The 16954-nt window shown below is 41.1% G+C and carries 16 protein-coding genes; 8 read left to right on the top strand and 8 right to left on the bottom strand.

The genetic code is table 11. The features are described from left to right. Window positions 1-5: 5 nt before the first annotated feature. Window positions 6-824, top strand: coding sequence for a universal stress protein (locus MMU05_RS16840; protein WP_241142848.1), 819 nt, complete (start codon window positions 6-8; stop codon window positions 822-824). A gap of 23 nt (window positions 825-847) precedes the next feature. Here MMU05_RS16840 and MMU05_RS16835 read toward each other — a convergent pair whose 3' ends face one another. From MMU05_RS16835 to MMU05_RS16820, 4 genes are read right to left on the bottom strand one after another with little or no spacing between them, the layout of a single operon-like run. After that, window positions 848-1240 carry a CBS domain-containing protein gene (locus MMU05_RS16835; RefSeq protein WP_241142847.1) on the bottom strand — a complete coding sequence of 131 codons (393 nt, stop codon included), beginning with the start codon at window positions 1238-1240 and terminating at the stop codon, window positions 848-850. Between the two features lie 18 nt (window positions 1241-1258). After that, window positions 1259-1606, bottom strand: a complete 348-nt coding sequence (locus tag MMU05_RS16830; RefSeq protein WP_241142846.1) for a P-II family nitrogen regulator — start codon at window positions 1604-1606, stop codon at window positions 1259-1261. Further along, complete coding sequence (locus MMU05_RS16825; protein WP_241142845.1) at window positions 1596-2342, bottom strand: DUF1538 domain-containing protein; 747 nt, start codon at window positions 2340-2342, stop codon at window positions 1596-1598. The genes MMU05_RS16830 and MMU05_RS16825 overlap by 11 nt, the downstream gene beginning before the upstream one ends. 53 nt (window positions 2343-2395) lie before the next feature. Beyond that, on the bottom strand, window positions 2396-3163 hold the full coding sequence (locus tag MMU05_RS16820; RefSeq protein ID WP_241142844.1) for a DUF1538 family protein: 768 nt from the start codon (window positions 3161-3163) through the stop codon (window positions 2396-2398). A 388-nt stretch (window positions 3164-3551) separates the two neighbouring features. Between MMU05_RS16820 and MMU05_RS16815 the strand changes: the two genes are divergently transcribed. Further along, a complete protein-coding gene (locus MMU05_RS16815; RefSeq protein ID WP_241142843.1) occupies window positions 3552-4232 on the top strand; it encodes a potassium channel family protein in 681 nt (226 codons plus the stop codon). A gap of 81 nt (window positions 4233-4313) precedes the next feature. Here the strand turns inward: MMU05_RS16815 and MMU05_RS16810 are convergent, their stop codons facing one another. Beyond that, window positions 4314-4724, bottom strand: a complete 411-nt coding sequence (locus MMU05_RS16810) for an OsmC family peroxiredoxin (RefSeq protein WP_241142842.1) — start codon at window positions 4722-4724, stop codon at window positions 4314-4316. Between the two features lie 179 nt (window positions 4725-4903). After that, a complete protein-coding gene (locus MMU05_RS16805) occupies window positions 4904-7390 on the bottom strand; it encodes a S9 family peptidase (RefSeq protein ID WP_241142841.1) in 2487 nt (828 codons plus the stop codon). 282 nt (window positions 7391-7672) lie between these two features. On the opposite strand from MMU05_RS16805, the gene MMU05_RS16800 reads away from it, so the two are divergent. From MMU05_RS16800 to MMU05_RS16775, 6 genes are all read left to right on the top strand, one after another. After that, the gene (locus MMU05_RS16800) at window positions 7673-7828 is read left to right on the top strand and encodes a hypothetical protein (RefSeq protein WP_241142840.1); all 156 of its coding nucleotides are present in this window, start codon (window positions 7673-7675) and stop codon (window positions 7826-7828) included. Between the two features lie 69 nt (window positions 7829-7897). Continuing rightward, complete coding sequence (locus MMU05_RS16795) at window positions 7898-8881, top strand: manganese catalase family protein (RefSeq protein WP_241142839.1); 984 nt, start codon at window positions 7898-7900, stop codon at window positions 8879-8881. A gap of 63 nt (window positions 8882-8944) precedes the next feature. Further along, window positions 8945-9520 carry a YciE/YciF ferroxidase family protein gene (locus tag MMU05_RS16790; protein ID WP_241142838.1) on the top strand — a complete coding sequence of 192 codons (576 nt, stop codon included), beginning with the start codon at window positions 8945-8947 and terminating at the stop codon, window positions 9518-9520. A gap of 186 nt (window positions 9521-9706) precedes the next feature. After that, entirely contained in the window at window positions 9707-10270 is a 564-nt protein-coding gene (locus MMU05_RS16785; RefSeq protein WP_241142837.1) for a hypothetical protein, read from the top strand. A 75-nt stretch (window positions 10271-10345) separates the two neighbouring features. After that, entirely contained in the window at window positions 10346-10957 is a 612-nt protein-coding gene (locus MMU05_RS16780) for a DUF4142 domain-containing protein (protein ID WP_241142836.1), read from the top strand. Window positions 10958-10982: 25 nt separating this feature from the next. Further along, window positions 10983-11501 carry a pyridoxamine 5'-phosphate oxidase family protein gene (locus tag MMU05_RS16775; RefSeq protein ID WP_241142835.1) on the top strand — a complete coding sequence of 173 codons (519 nt, stop codon included), beginning with the start codon at window positions 10983-10985 and terminating at the stop codon, window positions 11499-11501. Window positions 11502-11887: 386 nt separating this feature from the next. On the opposite strand, the gene MMU05_RS23065 is transcribed toward MMU05_RS16775, so the two are convergent. Together MMU05_RS23065 and MMU05_RS16760 are read right to left on the bottom strand one after the other, a co-directional pair. After that, entirely contained in the window at window positions 11888-14233 is a 2346-nt protein-coding gene (locus tag MMU05_RS23065; RefSeq protein WP_272493294.1) for an OmpA family protein, read from the bottom strand. 54 nt (window positions 14234-14287) lie between these two features. After that, the coding region (locus MMU05_RS16760; RefSeq protein WP_241142834.1) for a DUF7507 domain-containing protein at window positions 14288-16954 on the bottom strand (2667 nt) is incomplete at its 5' end.

The following is a 16954-nucleotide window of genomic DNA, read 5'->3' as shown; positions in this document are numbered from 1 at the left end:
ACCCCATGCCGAAATTATTTGTGCTTCTGGATTTTTCTGAATACTCAAGGTCTGAATTGTTATTGGCAAAAAAACTGAATGAATGGCATGGCTTGGAAATTATAGTGATTCATCAAATGGCCATTCCGATTCCCACTTTAGCCAATCATGATATGAGACTAAAGCTTGTCTATGACCATCAAAGAGAAATTTCCAGGCAATGGTTTACACTGAGGGATACTGTTTTTGATAAGTTCAACGTCATCAAATTTGAAATAATCGAAAATCCCTTGCTTGAATTTTTGGAAAATAATCTGGATGCTGCCGGATTAGATATTGTTATGATGGGTTTGAAGGGTTCAGGTACATTGAAACAGATTTTTATAGGCAGTACAGTCAATAGAGTTATCGAATACCTAAACAGGATGGTGATAGCCGTACCCAAGTCTTTGGATAATTTTGAGCCAACAAAATTATTGGTCAGTGTACATCCCAATTTTGAGTTTAACCTACGTGGCTTTGAGGTTTTGTTGAAATTTATTCCCAAATCCATTCATACAATCGAATTTATGACGGTGGCGCGCGAAAACGATAATATTGTTGAAATTGAAAATTTCCTTAAAAAATTAACCAGTAAGGAATATGGGAATCTGGTTAATCGCTTTGTTCTTTTTAAAGGGGAGGATGTTTTCTCCCAGATAAAAACCTCTATTACTGAAAAGAAAGAATATTTTTTGGTTGTTCAGAAGGGTGGCAGAACATTTACCGATAAGTTATTCAGGAAATTTATGGTGAATGAATTGGTATTTGATGGATCTATTCCGATGATAGTTTTACCCGTCTAGGCAGATTTGATCCTCCAAAAGCATCAATAAAGTCCATTATGGAAAAGGCTTGAAAACGAGATTACTCCTATAAGTTCGCCATCTTGTTCTACAGGTGCCACACTAATCTTAGCCCTCAACATGAGTCTGGATATGTACCGAATGTTCATCAAGGCAGGGACTGGAATGACAGGCTTGGACATTATTTCGTAGATATTGACTTCTTCGGGCTTCAGATCTTTGATGTAAACCTTTTTTATGATGTCCTTGATTGTGACAATTCCATAAGCATCATTTTGGTTTCTTTTATTGATAATCAAGGCATCTACTCCCTGAGACTTCATTTTTTCTATGGCATTTGCGGCTGTATCTAGGCCATCTATAAATACCAATTTATGTGACATGATATCTTTGGCACTATTGGAACTTGAATTCATAATACGATAGTTTTGTTTTTAAAGATATTTACTTTTCGCCTGTTCTTTAAATTTTTCCATTTGACTTTCTAAACCTGCCACCTTTTCCACATTAAGGACAAAGGCAATTCCCCGTCCAGGTTCATCGAGCTCTCCGGATATTTTAATGGCCTCCAAAATGGTATCAACCGCATGTTCTTCTACCAAAAACATCAATATTTCAGTCTGATCCTGAATAGTCAGTCCAAAAAAAGATTTTGATTCATGCGAACCACTCCCCCGGCCTGAGATGACTACATCTCCTGTGGCACCTGCACCTCTTGCTGCATTCACTACTTTCTCTGTGATAGCCGGCCGTATCATGGCCATGATGATTTTAAATTTCATTTTTTGATGGTTTTTTTAGAGTGTTTTTCAATTCCAAAATCTGGGCATAGGCAAGTACTGTCATTATTGGAAACAAACTCGCAAATGCGATGAGTCCAAATCCATCTATCGCGGGGTTACGTCCCGGCACAGTACTGGAAAGTCCAATACCTAAGGCTGCAACCAAAGGTACCGTGACCGTAGAGGTAGTCACTCCTCCTGAATCATAGGCTAAAGCAATGATTTTTTTTGGGGAGAAAAGTGTCTGAACCATTACAATTATATATCCAAAGATAATATACAAATAAAGTGGAGTACCGGTTACAATCCTGATTGTACCCAAAACCAAGGCAATAGCTACCCCAATAGCAACCACAATTCTTAAACCCCAGATACTAATTGTTCCGCCGGAAGCTTGGTTGGCTTTGATAGCGACAGCAATCAAAGAAGGTTCGGCAATAGTCGTGGAAAAACCGATCATTCCCGCAAATATATAAACCCAATAATAGGCAAGCCAACTAGATGGGTCGTGGTAATTTTTTGAAATAAAACTTGCCTCCGAAAGTTGAATCGCCATAATATTTCCAAGAGGAAAAAGTGCTTTTTCCAGTCCCATCAGAAATAAAGCCAGACCAATGATCACCAAAACCACTCCAAAAATTACCTTTTTTAAATTCGGGACAACCTGCTTTAAAACGAAAAACTGAAAGAATGCAAAAAGCAAGACGACAGGGGCAACGTCCCTAATGGTAACCATAAAAATCTTAAAAAAATCTAAAGGCCAATTTGCCATTTTGCTTGCTTTATCTTTTAATAAATAAATAAACCATAAGCCATTACAAATATCATGGGCACCATTACCGCAATCGCTATTAGTCCAAAGCCATCTGTAAGGGGATTTCTTCCTTTGATACTTGAAGCCAATCCTACTCCGAGTGCAGTGACCAATGGAACTGTTATGGTGGAAGTAGCCACGCCACCTGTATCGTATGCAATTCCAATGATTTCTTTAGGAGCAATCATTGTCATTAACATTACCAAAATATAGCCTCCGATAAGAATATAGTACAAGGGCCAACCTTTAAGAATCCTTAAGACACCGATAAGAATAGCTATTCCAACAGAAAAAGCAACGCATAGTCTCAGGCCTAAAGCATAGGAATCCCTAGACCCTTCTGCATTTTCGATTAAGCCTGCTTCAGCAGAAACCCTTGCCGCTTCCTTTGAAATAGCAATCAATGCAGGTTCGGCAATGGTTGTAGAAAATCCTAAAGCAAATGAAAAAATCAATATCCAAAAGACACTCCCTTTTTTGGTTAGGGCAAAAGCCATATTTCCACCTATCGGAAAAAGACCCATTTCGAGTCCCTCAATAAAAAGCATGAGTCCCAATAATACCAGGATACTGCCAAAAACAATCTCTTCAAAATGGGGAAAAGGCTGACGTAAAATTACCAACTGGAAAAAGGTGACCACAGAAAGGATAGGCAGCAAATCCATGAATGCAGAGCGAAGTTTAAGAAATAAGTATTTCAAAATATGGTAAGACTTCTTAAAATATTTTGAAGCATCTCTCATCAGGAAACTTAATTTTTATCTACTATGCCTTTCCAAGATAAAATAAAAATCAAGATTCAAAAACGAAAAATTTGATCCGTTTAAAAGATTTTTTTGAATCTGCGATAATCCCCCACTATGGATTAGATTCAGTCTGATATTTTAGCAAACTCGGTAAAGGTGAACGATTTGGGTTTTTAGGATTCGCTTGTCCTTTAAGTCTTGAAGTCAAATTATAGTAATAATGGTTGAAATGGAGAGTAAGCAATTGGTTTTATGCCATTTATGTCCAAAGTTGGTGAAGGGGATTTTTGGAGGTTAGCGACAGGAAAGAATTGAGGTTTCTGATTTTTGAATTAAATAAATATCAGCTACATTTTGCCTGTAATCCAAATTGAAACTAAAAGTGATGACTGGAATAATTCAAAAATCCAAAAAATACTGGAAGTCAGATGCCTCATTCATCACGTTGCTGTTGATGCTTTTGTTTACGGTCTTTTTTTTACCGATTTTGATAGAAAAGCAAGAGAATTCAACCTATTTTCTAAATGCCATGTTTATCATGCTTTTTTTAATCGGGATGATTTCGGCTAGGGAAAGGGTGTATTTTATCATTGCAGCCACCTTGGTTATCATCCATGTTGTACTCCGAATTATAAGATTCAGTGACAATCCTTTTGAATTTTATTTCGAAGAAAGGGTCGTCATTCTCCTCAATCTGATGGTTTTTACGGTTATCAACTTCAGGTTACTGTTCCGTGACAGTGAGATCAACCGTTACAGGGTCATCGGCGCCATCAATATTTACCTTCTTGTAGCACTGATGGGTTCGTTTGGATTTGAATTGATGCAACTGTCAAGTGGAGATGCTATTTCAGGAAATTTGGAGTTTGAGGGGAAAGACCGTGATTTTGGTAATTATATTTATTTCAGCTTGGTTACCGTGACTACTGTTGGTTTTGGTGACATGCTTCCGGGCAATATCTCCTCAAAAATGTTATCTGTTTTTTTATCGGCTTTTGGGATTTTGTACCCTGCAGTGGTAATTGCAAAGCTGGTATCCTCCGCCCCAACAAGGGCAAGAAAATAAAAATCCCGCATTTCTCTCAGATTTCAGGAATAGATAAATCCGGAATAGAGGAAAATGCGGGATTGGATTTCTTTCCCTTAATTAATTCAGGGTGTATTCCACTACAATTTCTGTATTCAATAATTTTGAGATAGGACAGTTTTTCTCAGCGTCTTTGACCAGCTCTGCAAATTTTTCTTCGGAAATTCCTTCAACAGTAGCTTTGAGTATCAATTTGGATTGTTTGATTGTACCTTCTTCTAAGGTAATGATGCCGTCCACATGGAGTTCTTTTGGTGGAAATTCCGCTCCGGTAAGGTTAAAACTCAGTTTCATCGCAAAGCATCCTGCATGGGCCGCGGCTACCAATTCCTCAGGGTTGGTTCCGATACCTTCCTCAAATCTGGATGAAAATGAATATTGGGTTTTGTCCAAAACACCTGATTGGGAGGTAAGATGGCCTTTGCCTTCCTTGCCTGTTCCTTGCCATACGGCGGTTGATTTTCTTTTCATGTTAGTTCGGTTTAAAGTATTTTAAATTTTAAAAGTAGAAAATTATTTAAGTCTTAACACCAAAGAGCGCACTTAAGGTTTATGTTTTTGGATAAAATTTCAAAAAAAAGCCAAGGAAACCAGATTCTCATCTGATTCCCTTGGCTTAATTTTCCGGATTGTTAAAGAAGAGTTTTTCCCTATTTGGTCAATGCTTTTTCTCTTTGCACTTCAAGCATATCTACCGGTGGAGGGGTGTTGTCTCCAAGAAGATGCTGTACAAAATAGTCGCCCATTCTCCAGAAGAAATATTCGGTCATATCTCCAAAACCATGGCGCTGACCGGGAAGGATGATAAAGTCAAACCTCTTATTTGCTTTGATCAATGCATTGGCCATCCGGATGGTGTTGGCAGGATGGACGTTGTTGTCTACATCACCGGTCACGAGTAGCAGTCTTCCTTTTAGGTTTTTGGCCAGGTCGGGATTTTTTTCGATCTGGTAGACAAAAGTGGTGTCTCCCTTTGGTGAAATCTGTTCTTTGACACCATGGTGCTTTTCAGACCACCAACGGTTGTAGATGTTGTTTTCATGGTTTCCGGCACTCGAAACTGCCACTTTGAAGAAATCAGGATATACCAACATTGCAGCTGTAGACATAAATCCGCCTCCGGAATGTCCGTGGATCCCGACTTTGGATTTGTCAATGAAAGCATGTCTGTCGGCCAACTGCTCGATAGTTGCCTTTTTGTCAGCCAATCCATAATCTCTCAGGTTGCCGTAGCCATAGTTGTGGTACCACTTGGACCTGCCTGGATGTCCTCCGCGGTTGCCGACCGTGACCACCACAAAACCAAACTGCGCCAATCGGTCTGTTCTGTCCAATCCTCTTCCAAAAGCTTTGTTGACAGCTTCAGTCTGCGGACCAGGATACACATATTCGATGATGGGATAGGTTTTTGTACTGTCAAAGTCAAAAGGCTTGTACATCACGCCATATAAATCTGTGATACCGTCATCAGCCTTGACTTTGAAAGGTTCGGGGAATTGATAACCTGCAGCAAAAAGTGAACTCAAATCTGCTGTTTCCAGGTCCATTACTTTTTTGCCAAGGGCATCATATAGCCCCGAAGCGGGAGTCGTATTTACCCTCGAATAATTGTTGACAAAAAAGGTAGCCTTGTCATTCATCGAGGTACTGTGGTTGAAATCACCCGGATTCAACAGTGTAATCGCACCACCGTTGAGACTGACTTTGTACATATGCTCATAGTAAGGGTCTTCTCCTTTTTCTTTGCCATTGGCCATGAAGTAGAGGAATCGGCCTTTTTCATCGATACGGACTATATTTTCTGAATGGAAAGGACCTGAAGTCAGTTGTCTCTTTAGGTTTCCTTTCATGTCATAGAGATAAAAATGTCCCCAACCGTCACGCTCTGACCAATGGATGATTTCAGTACCGTTGGCAATAATTTCCGGTTTGGCGATGTCGATATAGGTATTGCTTCGCTCCTCGATGAGGACCTCTTTCTTCCCTTCTTTGATGTTCCACCTGCAGATATCTATTTTTTTCAAATCCCGTGAGGTGATGGAAAAATAGAAAAAGTTCTCATCGCCCAGCCATTTGACAGGCTTGAACTCATCATCCCTTGCGGAGGCGGGGAAGCTTTCTGACCATATCCCCAAAGTCTGGTCTTTATAGGTGGCCGTTTCAAGATTGGACATTTTTTGTGTGCCAAATGAATAATGCAATAGGTAGGAGATAGGCTGTTCTTTTTCCCCCGGCATGGAATATTTGTAAGTTTCCAATGTCGGTCTTGGATCTCTTGTATTGTGGATGACCCAAAGGTCTTTGACTTTTCTTTGGTCTGTTTTGGTCAGGATAAATTCAGCAGAATTTCTAGACCAGAGAATACCTGCACGTTTTCTGTCATTCTTCTTTTTTTCTTCCTCGACATTGTCATCGCCCCTTCCAAATCCGCTTCCGTAGCCAAAGTCTTTTTCTCCGTCAGTCGTAATCTGGGTTTCGACGATGGTACTGTCCTTTTCATCTTTGATGGCTTTTTTGAAGTTGGCTTTGTCCATCCAATAAAGGTTTTCATTTTTTACGAAAACGATTTTGGAGGAATCAGGAGCGATATTGGCCCAAGCCAATCTTTTGGCTTCTTCTTCAGGATCTTTGATTTCAGTCAGTTGTTGGCTATTCAGGCCAAAGCGGAATACAAATGTTTTCTTTTCAAGAGAATCCTTGGCGCTTTTGTTTTTTGCCTTTATTTCTGCCCAATCTTTTTTTAGCACATCCTGACTGCTTTTGATCTTGAATTGGATGGTGTTTTCATCCTCCAAAAATTTGAGGTTGCTGATATCGAGATGCTGACCGTCAAAAGGATCTCTGACGATTTTGGATATCTCGGCAGCGAGTTTGTCTTTGTCAAAAAGCTGGGTTTTGCTTTTGGTAGCAGGATTGACGAGGTACCAGTTTTTGCCGGAGGTGGTTTCATATTCATACCAAAACCTGTCGGACTTCTTCAGCCAATGTGCATCCACTTCAGTGGTGAAGATCATTCTTTTGAGTTTTTCAGGCGAAAATCTCGCTGCAAGCTCATAGTTGCCTTTTGTGGGAAGTTCCTGTCCAATGGCGGAACCCACCATAATGATAAGGGAACAAATCAGGTAAATTTTTCTCATTAGTCCATTTGGTTTATGAATTCGAAACTAATTGAAAGTGCGATTTTATAGGTAACCGTCGGTGGAAAATTGGGAGCTTATTTTTTGAAAATAATAGGCATGGAGGCGTCTAAGCACAATTTTTTACCTGATTCATGGCAATGACTTACCATGCTAAAAAATTGGTTAACAGGTTTTTGAAAAGTGAATTCTATAATATAATCATAATACTGTGTAAATATTCTAAGGTTTAAAACCTCATTTTTGTACTGTTTAAATTTCAAAAATATAAAAAACAAGACTATGAAAAAGACCCAAAAAAACATAGAAAGCAACAATAAGGGTGTGTTGTCAAAAATGAATGACAATCCCGACCAAAAAAAGAAAGAAGATAACTCCGGCAAGAAAAAGGGAATAATAGGCGAGATGAATGATGAGCCGGCGATTAAAAAGAAATAATGCGAATGACTTATTCCGGAATTTTAGAATTTATACCAAACACTCCCATACTAACTAAACCACAAAGATATGTTTCATCATGTAAAAGAATTACAATTCAATGCGAGGGTTTCCAAGCCCGATGTTCGGTTCGCAAAATTATTGCTCGAGCAGTTTGGAGGTCCAAACGGGGAATTGAAAGCAGCCATGCAATATTTTGTGCAGGCATTTGGTTGCAGGAAAGCGGCGCCCGACAAGTATGATATGCTGATGGATATCGCCACTGAGGAATTCAGTCACTTGGAGATTGTCGGTGCAACGATCCAAATGTTGCTTACCGGAGTCAATGGAGAATTGAAAAATGCTGCAGATGAATCTGATTTGACCAAAGTACTTGACGGCTCAGCGGCCAAGGAAGATTACATCCATCAAGCCATGGTCAATCCACATTTTTTCATTGTGAGTGGTGGGACGCCTACCCTGACTGACAGTGTCGGCAATCCTTGGAGTGCTACTTATATCATGGGAATGGGTGATCTGACCGCAGATTTGCGGCTAAATATCGGTGCTGAGACAAGCGCCAAAATGGTGTATGAAAACCTGATGAAGTTCACTGACGATGTTTACGTCAAAGAGTCGCTCAGGTATCTGATGACGAGGGAAGTGGCCCATTTCCAAATGTTCCAAGCAGCCTTGGACAGCATCCAACCAAACTTTCCTCCCGGGATTTTGGAAAGCGATCCAAAATTCAGCAATAAATACTTCAACATGTCCAAAGGAGAGGACTTCAAAGGTCCCTGGAACGAAGGGAAAAGCCCTTTGATGGGCGAAGAATGGCAATCCATTGAGGACCCGCTCCAACATGTCAGAGATACCAATGGGCTATTAGATGAAAAAGCCAAAGGAACTGAGCGTACAGAAAAATCTGTCCAATCTGCAAATAAAGAATTGAGTGCAGAAAGGAAGCAAACAGTTGACAAAGCCACTGTCCCAAAGAATGGAATCATGAGTTGGTCTGTATACCAGGATACAGAAAAATCAAAGCATCAGGAAAGCAGCATTTCTTCAAAATAGAAAAAGCATATCCAACGGCATTTAAAAATAAATTTTAATCAAAAACCAAAAAACCACAGAAAAATGGAAAACAAGAAAAACACATCACCAAAGTCTGAATCAGGATCAGAAAGTTCCGGAACAGGAAAAAAGTCAGCCATGCAATCATCCCAATTGATGAAGTTGTTTGAAGATCAATTGAAAGATATCTATTGGGCGGAAAACGCTTTGGTAAAAGCAATGCCAAAGATGATCAAAAATGCCACTTCAGAGGATTTGACAAAGGCATTGACATCTCACCTTGAAGAGACCAAAGGCCATTTGAGCAGGTTAGTGGAGGTTTTCTCTTTGATCAAAGTCAAAGCGGAAGGAAAAAAATGTGACGCCATGGAAGGGCTGATTGAAGAGGCTTCCGGTATCATGGAAGAATGTGAGGAAGGTTCAATGCGTGATGCAGGGATCATTTCCGCAGCGCAGAAAGTGGAGCATTATGAAATAGCGACCTATGGCACGCTGAGACAGTTTGCCGAAACTTTGGGATTGGATAAAGTCGCCGAACTATTGGAAACGACCCTTCAGGAAGAAAAAGAAGCCGACCTCAAATTATCCGATGTCGCAATGGACGCAGTCAACATCGAAGCAGCTGAGGAAGTAGCTTAACCTGAAAATAGCATGAACAATATTTTCAAAGGCCTGATTGCCGGCTAAGGGGCAAAAAAAATGGGTGGGGGATGCCTTGGGACAATCGTTGTTTTTGTCATCATCTACTTTCTTTTGGGTCAATGCAGCTGATCAAATAAAAAATAGAATTACAATCCTAATCATATAAAACTAAACCAATTAAAAATGGAAAATCAACGCTATGAAAATGAAGTCCTACATGATACGACTTCTGAGAAAAGAGTCCTGACAGGAATGTTCAGAGACCGTGAAAGTACAGAAAATGCCTACAATGCCCTTCACGAAAGAGGCTATTCCAAAGACGACATCAATTTGATCATGTCTGACGAAACCCGAAAAACACATTATGCAGATGACGTAGCCGAAGAAACTGAAATCGGAACCAAAGCAGCAGAGCATGCCGGTAAAGGTTCCGCCATTGGAGGAACAATCGGAGCCATCGTGGGTGTCATTGCTGCCATTGGTACCAGTGTTGCTATTCCAGGACTTGGGATTTTGATAGCAGGACCGATAGCTGCCGGACTGGCAGGAGCCGGTGCAGGTGGACTTGCAGGTGGTGTAATCGGTGCTTTGGTAGGTTCAGGTATACCTGAAGCCAGGGCAAAATTGTACGAATCAGGAATCGAAGAAGGCAATGTGGTCATTTCTGTGACTCCAAGAAATGCTGAAGATGCCAAGTACCTGGAAGAAAACTGGAGAACCAACCGAGGTGAAGAAATTCACTGGTAAAATATCACAATACTTTTTGCAAGGGGTTTTAACGGATCCCTTGCATCTTTTATAAAAACTAAACCAAACTATACTATGAAAACTCAAATCAATATTAAATCCATCCTGCTGCATACGATCTGTGTCGCAGGCACCATTTTCTTTGCATCATCTTGTTCAGAAAACAAAACCACCGATTCAGTGGAAGTTGCTGAGGAAGAAAACATATCTAGACTTACCAATGACGACGAAACCATTGTTGTTATCGACAATGACAATGGCGTGAAGTTTTTGATGGCAGCAGCCGAAATTCAATTGGAAGAGATCAGCTTGGGAAAATTGGCCCAAGAAAAAGGTACTAATCCACATGTCAAAGAACTGGGTAAAATGATGGAAGTAAATCATACCAAAACTCTTGCTGAATTGAATACTTTGGCCCAATCAAAATCAGTAGCCATCCCTGCTACTGCTACTGAAGATTCGATGGAAACTCAAAAAGACCTTATGGAAAAAGAAGGCAATGATTTTGGCAAAGCTTACAGTGACATGATGGTGGAGCACCATGAGGATGCTATTGAATTATTTGAAAAAGCAGCCACGGATTCAGAAGATGCAGAAATCAAAGCTTGGGCAGCCGAGAAGCTTCCAACCATGAGAACCCATCTTGAACACGCCAAAGCATGTAAAGCGGAATGTGATAAATTATAATCTTAAATTTTTAAACCAGAAAAAAATGAGTGGAATTAAAAACATGGGAAACGAGGAGGCAATACTCAAATTGAGAGAACTCGCCGAAGCCATAGATATCTGTATGTTTTGTACCAATCTGAAAACAGATGACGGCGCATCTTGCAGACCTATGAGCACTCAAAAAGTTTGTGATGAAGGTAATATCTGGTTTTTCAGCAACGCGGATAGCGATAAAAACAAGGAAATAGAACAGGATAAAAATGTTCAGCTTTTCTATTCACATCCCGGAAAAGACAGCTTTCTCATCGTAAACGGTGTGGCCGAGTTGATCTTTGACAGGGAAAAAATCGAAGAGCTTTGGTCACCTGTTCTCAATGCCTGGTTTCCCGGCGGGAAAGAAGATCCTAATATTTCAATCGTAAAAGTCATTCCAACGACCGCTTATTATTGGGATACTGATGGAAATAAAATGATCAATTTCTTAAAAATGGTGGCCTCAGCTGCGACAGGAAAAAACCTTGTAGAAGGCAATGAAGGCACTTTGATACTGAACAGTTTGTAATTCCTTTTGTGGATGTAGGCTTCTTTGCCAGTAACCCTATTTTCTGCTTCAGTGGGGACGGAAGACCCCCGCCTGTCGTAGGGCAGGGATGTACCGGGCGTTTCAGTCCGCAGACAAGAATTTTAATGGATATCCAATCTACTGGCATAATTGCATCCATACAAAATTTCTTTTATACTTTTTTACTCATGCGTTAGACAATGGTGCAAAAATCCACTGTTTGATCAGGGAATAGGGGTGAATCCAGTAATCGAAGGACTGCTGGATTCACCCTTTTTTTGTTTTTGGATAGGATAGGGGAAAATAAAAAAAGTCCCCCAGAAGGAGACTCTTTTTCTTTCGAATAACTCTTCAATTAAAGCTTAAAAAATAAGAACCTATTAAAATTATTTGAGATGGAGTTCTGTTCTTCTGTTCATCTGATGCATGTCCTCAGTACAAGGCACTGCACCACAATCATGAACAGGTTTTGTTTTGCCTAACCATTCGCTGCTCATTCTGTCTAATCCAACACCTCTTTTGACGAGGTAATCCATGACAGCTTTTGCCCTGCGTTCGGAAAGTTTCATGTTATATTCCTCATTACCCCTCTGGTCAGTATGTCCTTCAATCTGAAGGTTCATGCCGCCCATTCTTTGGAGAAATAGGGCAAGCCGTTCCAATTCCGTTTTGTGAACCGGCCTGAGATTCGCTTTGTCAAAGTCAAAATATATGGTAGGGACCTCATGATTCAGCGCTTCAAAAAGTGCTGCCGGATCACAGATGTCTTTGCCCATCAACTCTGCAGGCAGGTCATAATCGACGTTTTTATCAGGAAAAGCCTCCAATATCAATTCACTTCTTCTGTTGAGCTGGTGTTCCGGTTCAGGACACGGCACGCCATCACCACAGTCATTGGTACGATTTTCTTCACCATACCAGTTTAGTTTAACCCTGCTTTCAGGAATGTTGAATTTTGCCAGATAATCTCTGACGGCATCTGCCCTCCTTTCTGATAGAGCTTGATTATATTCTTTGCTTGCCCTTGCGTCGGTGTGCGATCCGACTTTGAGGTCGATGAAGCTATACTTTTTCATCAGCTCCGCGATTTTGTCAAGCGTTGGTTGCGCATTGGTTCTGATTTGGGACTTGTCCAGGTCGTAATAGACGATATCGACAAATACAGGCATGTTGTAAGGAATTGGAGCAAGTCTGTATTCCCTTTTCAAAGTATCTCCCTGCAATCCTTTTGTGGTGATGTCATGGTCATGGATTCTGAAATAACCCTTCTTGCTGATCGTCAAAGAATAATCTGTTTCGGGAAGAAGGTCTCCTAATAGCTCAGATTTAGTGCCTCTTCTAGTAGGCAGGTTTTCGTTTTGATTTTTGATTGTCAAGGTTGTTTCAAACTCTTCAGAAATAACATTGCCATTACAGTCAATCACCCTTGCCAAAAGGAATTTGTTGAGGTCTTCAATCAGATAGATGTCATCCAATCCCATTCCTCCCTTTCTGTCAGAAGAGAGATAGCGCTTTCCTTTTGGTGTGATATAATAGCCAAAATCATCTCTGGGTGAATTGAACGGAACACCCATATTTTCCACGTTGCTGAATGATCCGCCGGAGTATGTTGCCTGGAAAATATCCATGCCACCCAAGCCAGGATGCCCTTTGGATGAAAAATGGAATTTTTCCCCCAAAATAAAAGGATGGCTTTCATCTTCTTTGGTATTGACAGCAGGGCCAAGGTTGACCGGACTGCCAAAATTCATAGCCTCGTCATAAGTCACATAATAGAGATCAAACCCTCCCGAACCGCCCGGCATGTCAGAAGCGAAAAAGATTTTTTTCCCTTTCTCATCAATGAAAGGATGCATGACACCATGTTTGGTAGCATCATTGATTGGGAAAGCCTTCGTTTCTGAAAGAGATCCATCTGCAGCTATTTTGCTGAAATAGATTTCGGGATGAACTTCAAATTCCCTTGTTTTCTTCACTTTCCTGATATTTCTGAAGGTGGTAAAGAATAAAAGGTTCTTACTTTCCATCAAGGTAGGATCTGAATACACAAGTCCTCCCGGTACATCGAAGGTCATTTTCTCCAGATCATCACTGTTGGAGTAACGGTATATCCCAAAAAATTCCCTGTCGTTCAGGTCACTTTTTTCCTCACTGAATACATTGCTTTTGGCATCTAACCTTACTGCAGGTTTCTCGGTAGGGATTTCCGGGCCTCTGTCACTTGTGAAATATTTATTACCGGTGGCATCTTCTGCTAACCTAAAATCAGAGCCATCACTGTTAATTCCTTTTGGTTGGACCAGTTTGACATTTGCTTTTTTATTGTTCAGTTCTCTGATATTGTCGAAATCAATTTCAGGGAATGCTGATTCTTTGAAGGGACTTTCCTTCAGGAGTTCTTCCGAAGAAATACCGTTTTCGGCTTTCATAGCCGAACTCAGATAATTCAAAAAGTCTTCCCTAGATGCCTCTTCGTAGCTGATGGTTTTTTTCCACCATTCAAAGCTCTTATCATATTCCTGCATTTTTTGGTAGGACAAAGCAGCCTTTTGGGCATTTTCGTAATTGGGCTTCCTGTCGTGGGCCTGCTCATAAAGCGCTGCCGCATGACTGAAATTTTCCAGTTCAAACTGTTTGTCTGCATACCTTAGCAAATTATTCTGTGCCTGCAGGGGAATTGCGGAAAAGCCCGTCAGCAATGCAAAAACTGCTATTATCAAAATTTTTCTCATAATCAGGTTCATTTCGATTGTTGAATATTTTATCAATAAATGAATTACTAGGGCTTATTTTTTTATTACCTGAATCCAACCTTGGAACTCATGGAGTTTACCTTGGCGGTCAGTGGATTTCATCACGAAGAAGTAGGTGCCGGCGACAAGACCTTCAGCAGACCAATCGTTTTTATAGTCTTTCCTTTCAAAAACATGGTCTCCGTTTCTATTGAAGATAACGATGTCATTGGTTTCGAATTTTCCGAGACCCTTGATTTCAAACCTGTCATTGAGACCGTCACCGTTTGGTGTGATGACAGTCGGGATAAAGAACGGATGGATTTGGTTGACATCAGAATCATTGTTGTCATCCATGTTGGTATCTTCCTCATCGGACGATACACTTACGATATTGGTGATCTGAAGTGCTTTATCACTGTTGATTTCATTGGCCCTCACTTTTACTTTGAGTAAAATTGAATGGCCCGCAGGGAAAAAGGCAATGGTGTAAGTGATCTTGGAACCATTGACTGCGATGTCAATTTCAGTTCCCGGATTACTTTCCTCAATGGTAGTTCTGATATAGGACAGTCCATTTGGAAGGTCATCGACAATGACCACATTTTCCGCATCTGTTTCCCCTAGGTTGTTGACTTGGATTTCGTATTCAAATTCGTCGCCTTCATAGATTTCGATCCCATTCGAAGTCTTGGTCACACTCAGGTCAACCTCATTTTCCAATAATTTGAAGACCACAAACGCTTCATCACTATTGGTAGGATTCAACGCCTCTCTGAGGGTGTACTTCAGCCTGTATTCTCCTGGTTCATTCAGACCCGGGATCAGGCTGAGTTCTCCATTTTCGGCGATCAATAGACCCACTATGCCTGCCAACTCGGTGAATTCGAAGTTGATGTCAGTATATACAACAGGCTTATTGTCCAAAAGATCATTGGTCAGTAAGTTGCCCAATACACCGCCATAATCTACAGGATATTCTCCCATGTCATCATCGATGGCATCTATTGGTGTGGAAGATGCACCGATAGTCACAGAATCATCTCCTCCAACGTCGTTACCGTCTTTAGATTTGCCTGTTACGGACACATTGTTTGTAATCGAGCCGGCAGTAAGGTCTTTAAGTTGGACGACATATTCTGTGTTGATGGCGATAGTTTGACCTGGGGCAATACTTGGGATTACCTGAGTCAGACCGGTCAATGGATCATTTACCACAAGGTTGGTCAGGGTAATATTTCCTGTGTTTTTAACCGTGATGGTATAAGTAATGACTTGACCGATTTCTGAGAAAGTGGTTGTATCTGCAGTTTTGGTTACTTCAATACTTGGGTTTGCAGAAGCCTCGACTGTAAATTCATCACTTTCTTCGATAGGTTCATCGCTGGTGGATACACCTGAAACAGTTGCTTTATTTGTCACAAACCCTTTGTCTAAATCAGCCTGTGTTACAGTGTAAGAAGTCGGGATTGACTGGGAAGCCAAAGGCGACAAAGTAGCAATTGTTGTATTCAATCCGGTTAAAGGATCCGAAACCGAGATATTATTCAGGGTGACGTTACCTGTGTTGGTCACGACAATGGTATAGTTCAATACATCCCCGACAGCGGCGAAGCTTGACTCAGTTGCTGTCTTGGTGATGGAAAGGGCAGGAGTTTGTGTTGCAGTTACAGACTCAGAAGCAGAAACATTCACTGTACCGACAGTAGCCGAAGCGGTATTGTCCACTTTTCCTGCATCAATGTCAGCCTGTGTGACGGTATAAGAAGTCGGAATAGATTCGCTTGATCCAGGTGCAAGACTTGAAATAGAAGTATTCAAACCTGTCAGCGGATCAGAAACCGAGATATTGCTCAAAGTCACGTTCCCGGTATTGGTCACGACAATTGTATAGTTCAATACATCCCCAACAGCGGCAAAGCTTGACTCGGTTGCTGTCTTGGTGATGGAAAGGGCAGGAGTTTGTGTTGCAGTTACAGACTCGGAAGCGGAAACATTCAAAGCACCTACAGCAGCAGAAGCAATATTGTCGACTTTTCCTGCATCGATATCCGCCTGTGTTATGGTATAAGAAGTCGGGATTGACTCAGAGGCCAAAGGTGCCAAAGAAGCGATTGTTGTATTCAAACCTGTAAGAGGATCGCTTACAGCAATGTTTTCCAAAGTCACGTTACCTGTATTGGTCACGACAATGCTGTAATTCAATACATCCCCGACAGCGGCAAAGCTTGACTCGGTTGCTGTTTTGGTGATGGAAAGGGCAGGAGCTTGTGTTGCAGTTACAGACTCAGAAGCAGAAACATTCACTGTACCGACAGTAGCCGAAGCGGTATTGTCCACTTTTCCTGCATCGATATCAGACTGAGTTACTGTATAAGAAGTAGCTATTGACTCAGAGGCCAAAGGTGCCAAAGAAGCGATTGTTGTATTCAGTCCTGTCAATGGATCGCTCACAGCAATATTGCTCAAAGTCACGTTTCCTGTATTGGTCACGACAATGCTGTAGTTTAATACATCCCCAACAGCGGCGAAGCTTGACTCGGTTGCTGTCTTGGTGATGGAAAGGGCAGGAGTTTGTGTTGCAGTTACCGACTCGGAAGCAGAAACATTCACAGCACCCACAGCAGCGGAAGCAATGTTGTCGACTTTTCCTGCATCGATATCAGACTGAGTTACTGTATAAGAAGTAGCAATTGACTCAGAGGCCAAAGGTGCCAAAGA

Source organism: Cognataquiflexum rubidum, assembly GCF_022538115.1.
Lineage (GTDB): Bacteria > Bacteroidota > Bacteroidia > Cytophagales > Cyclobacteriaceae > Cognataquiflexum > Cognataquiflexum rubidum.
Note: the sequence above shows the minus strand (reverse complement) of the source record. Positions and strands in the feature narration are given on the sequence as shown.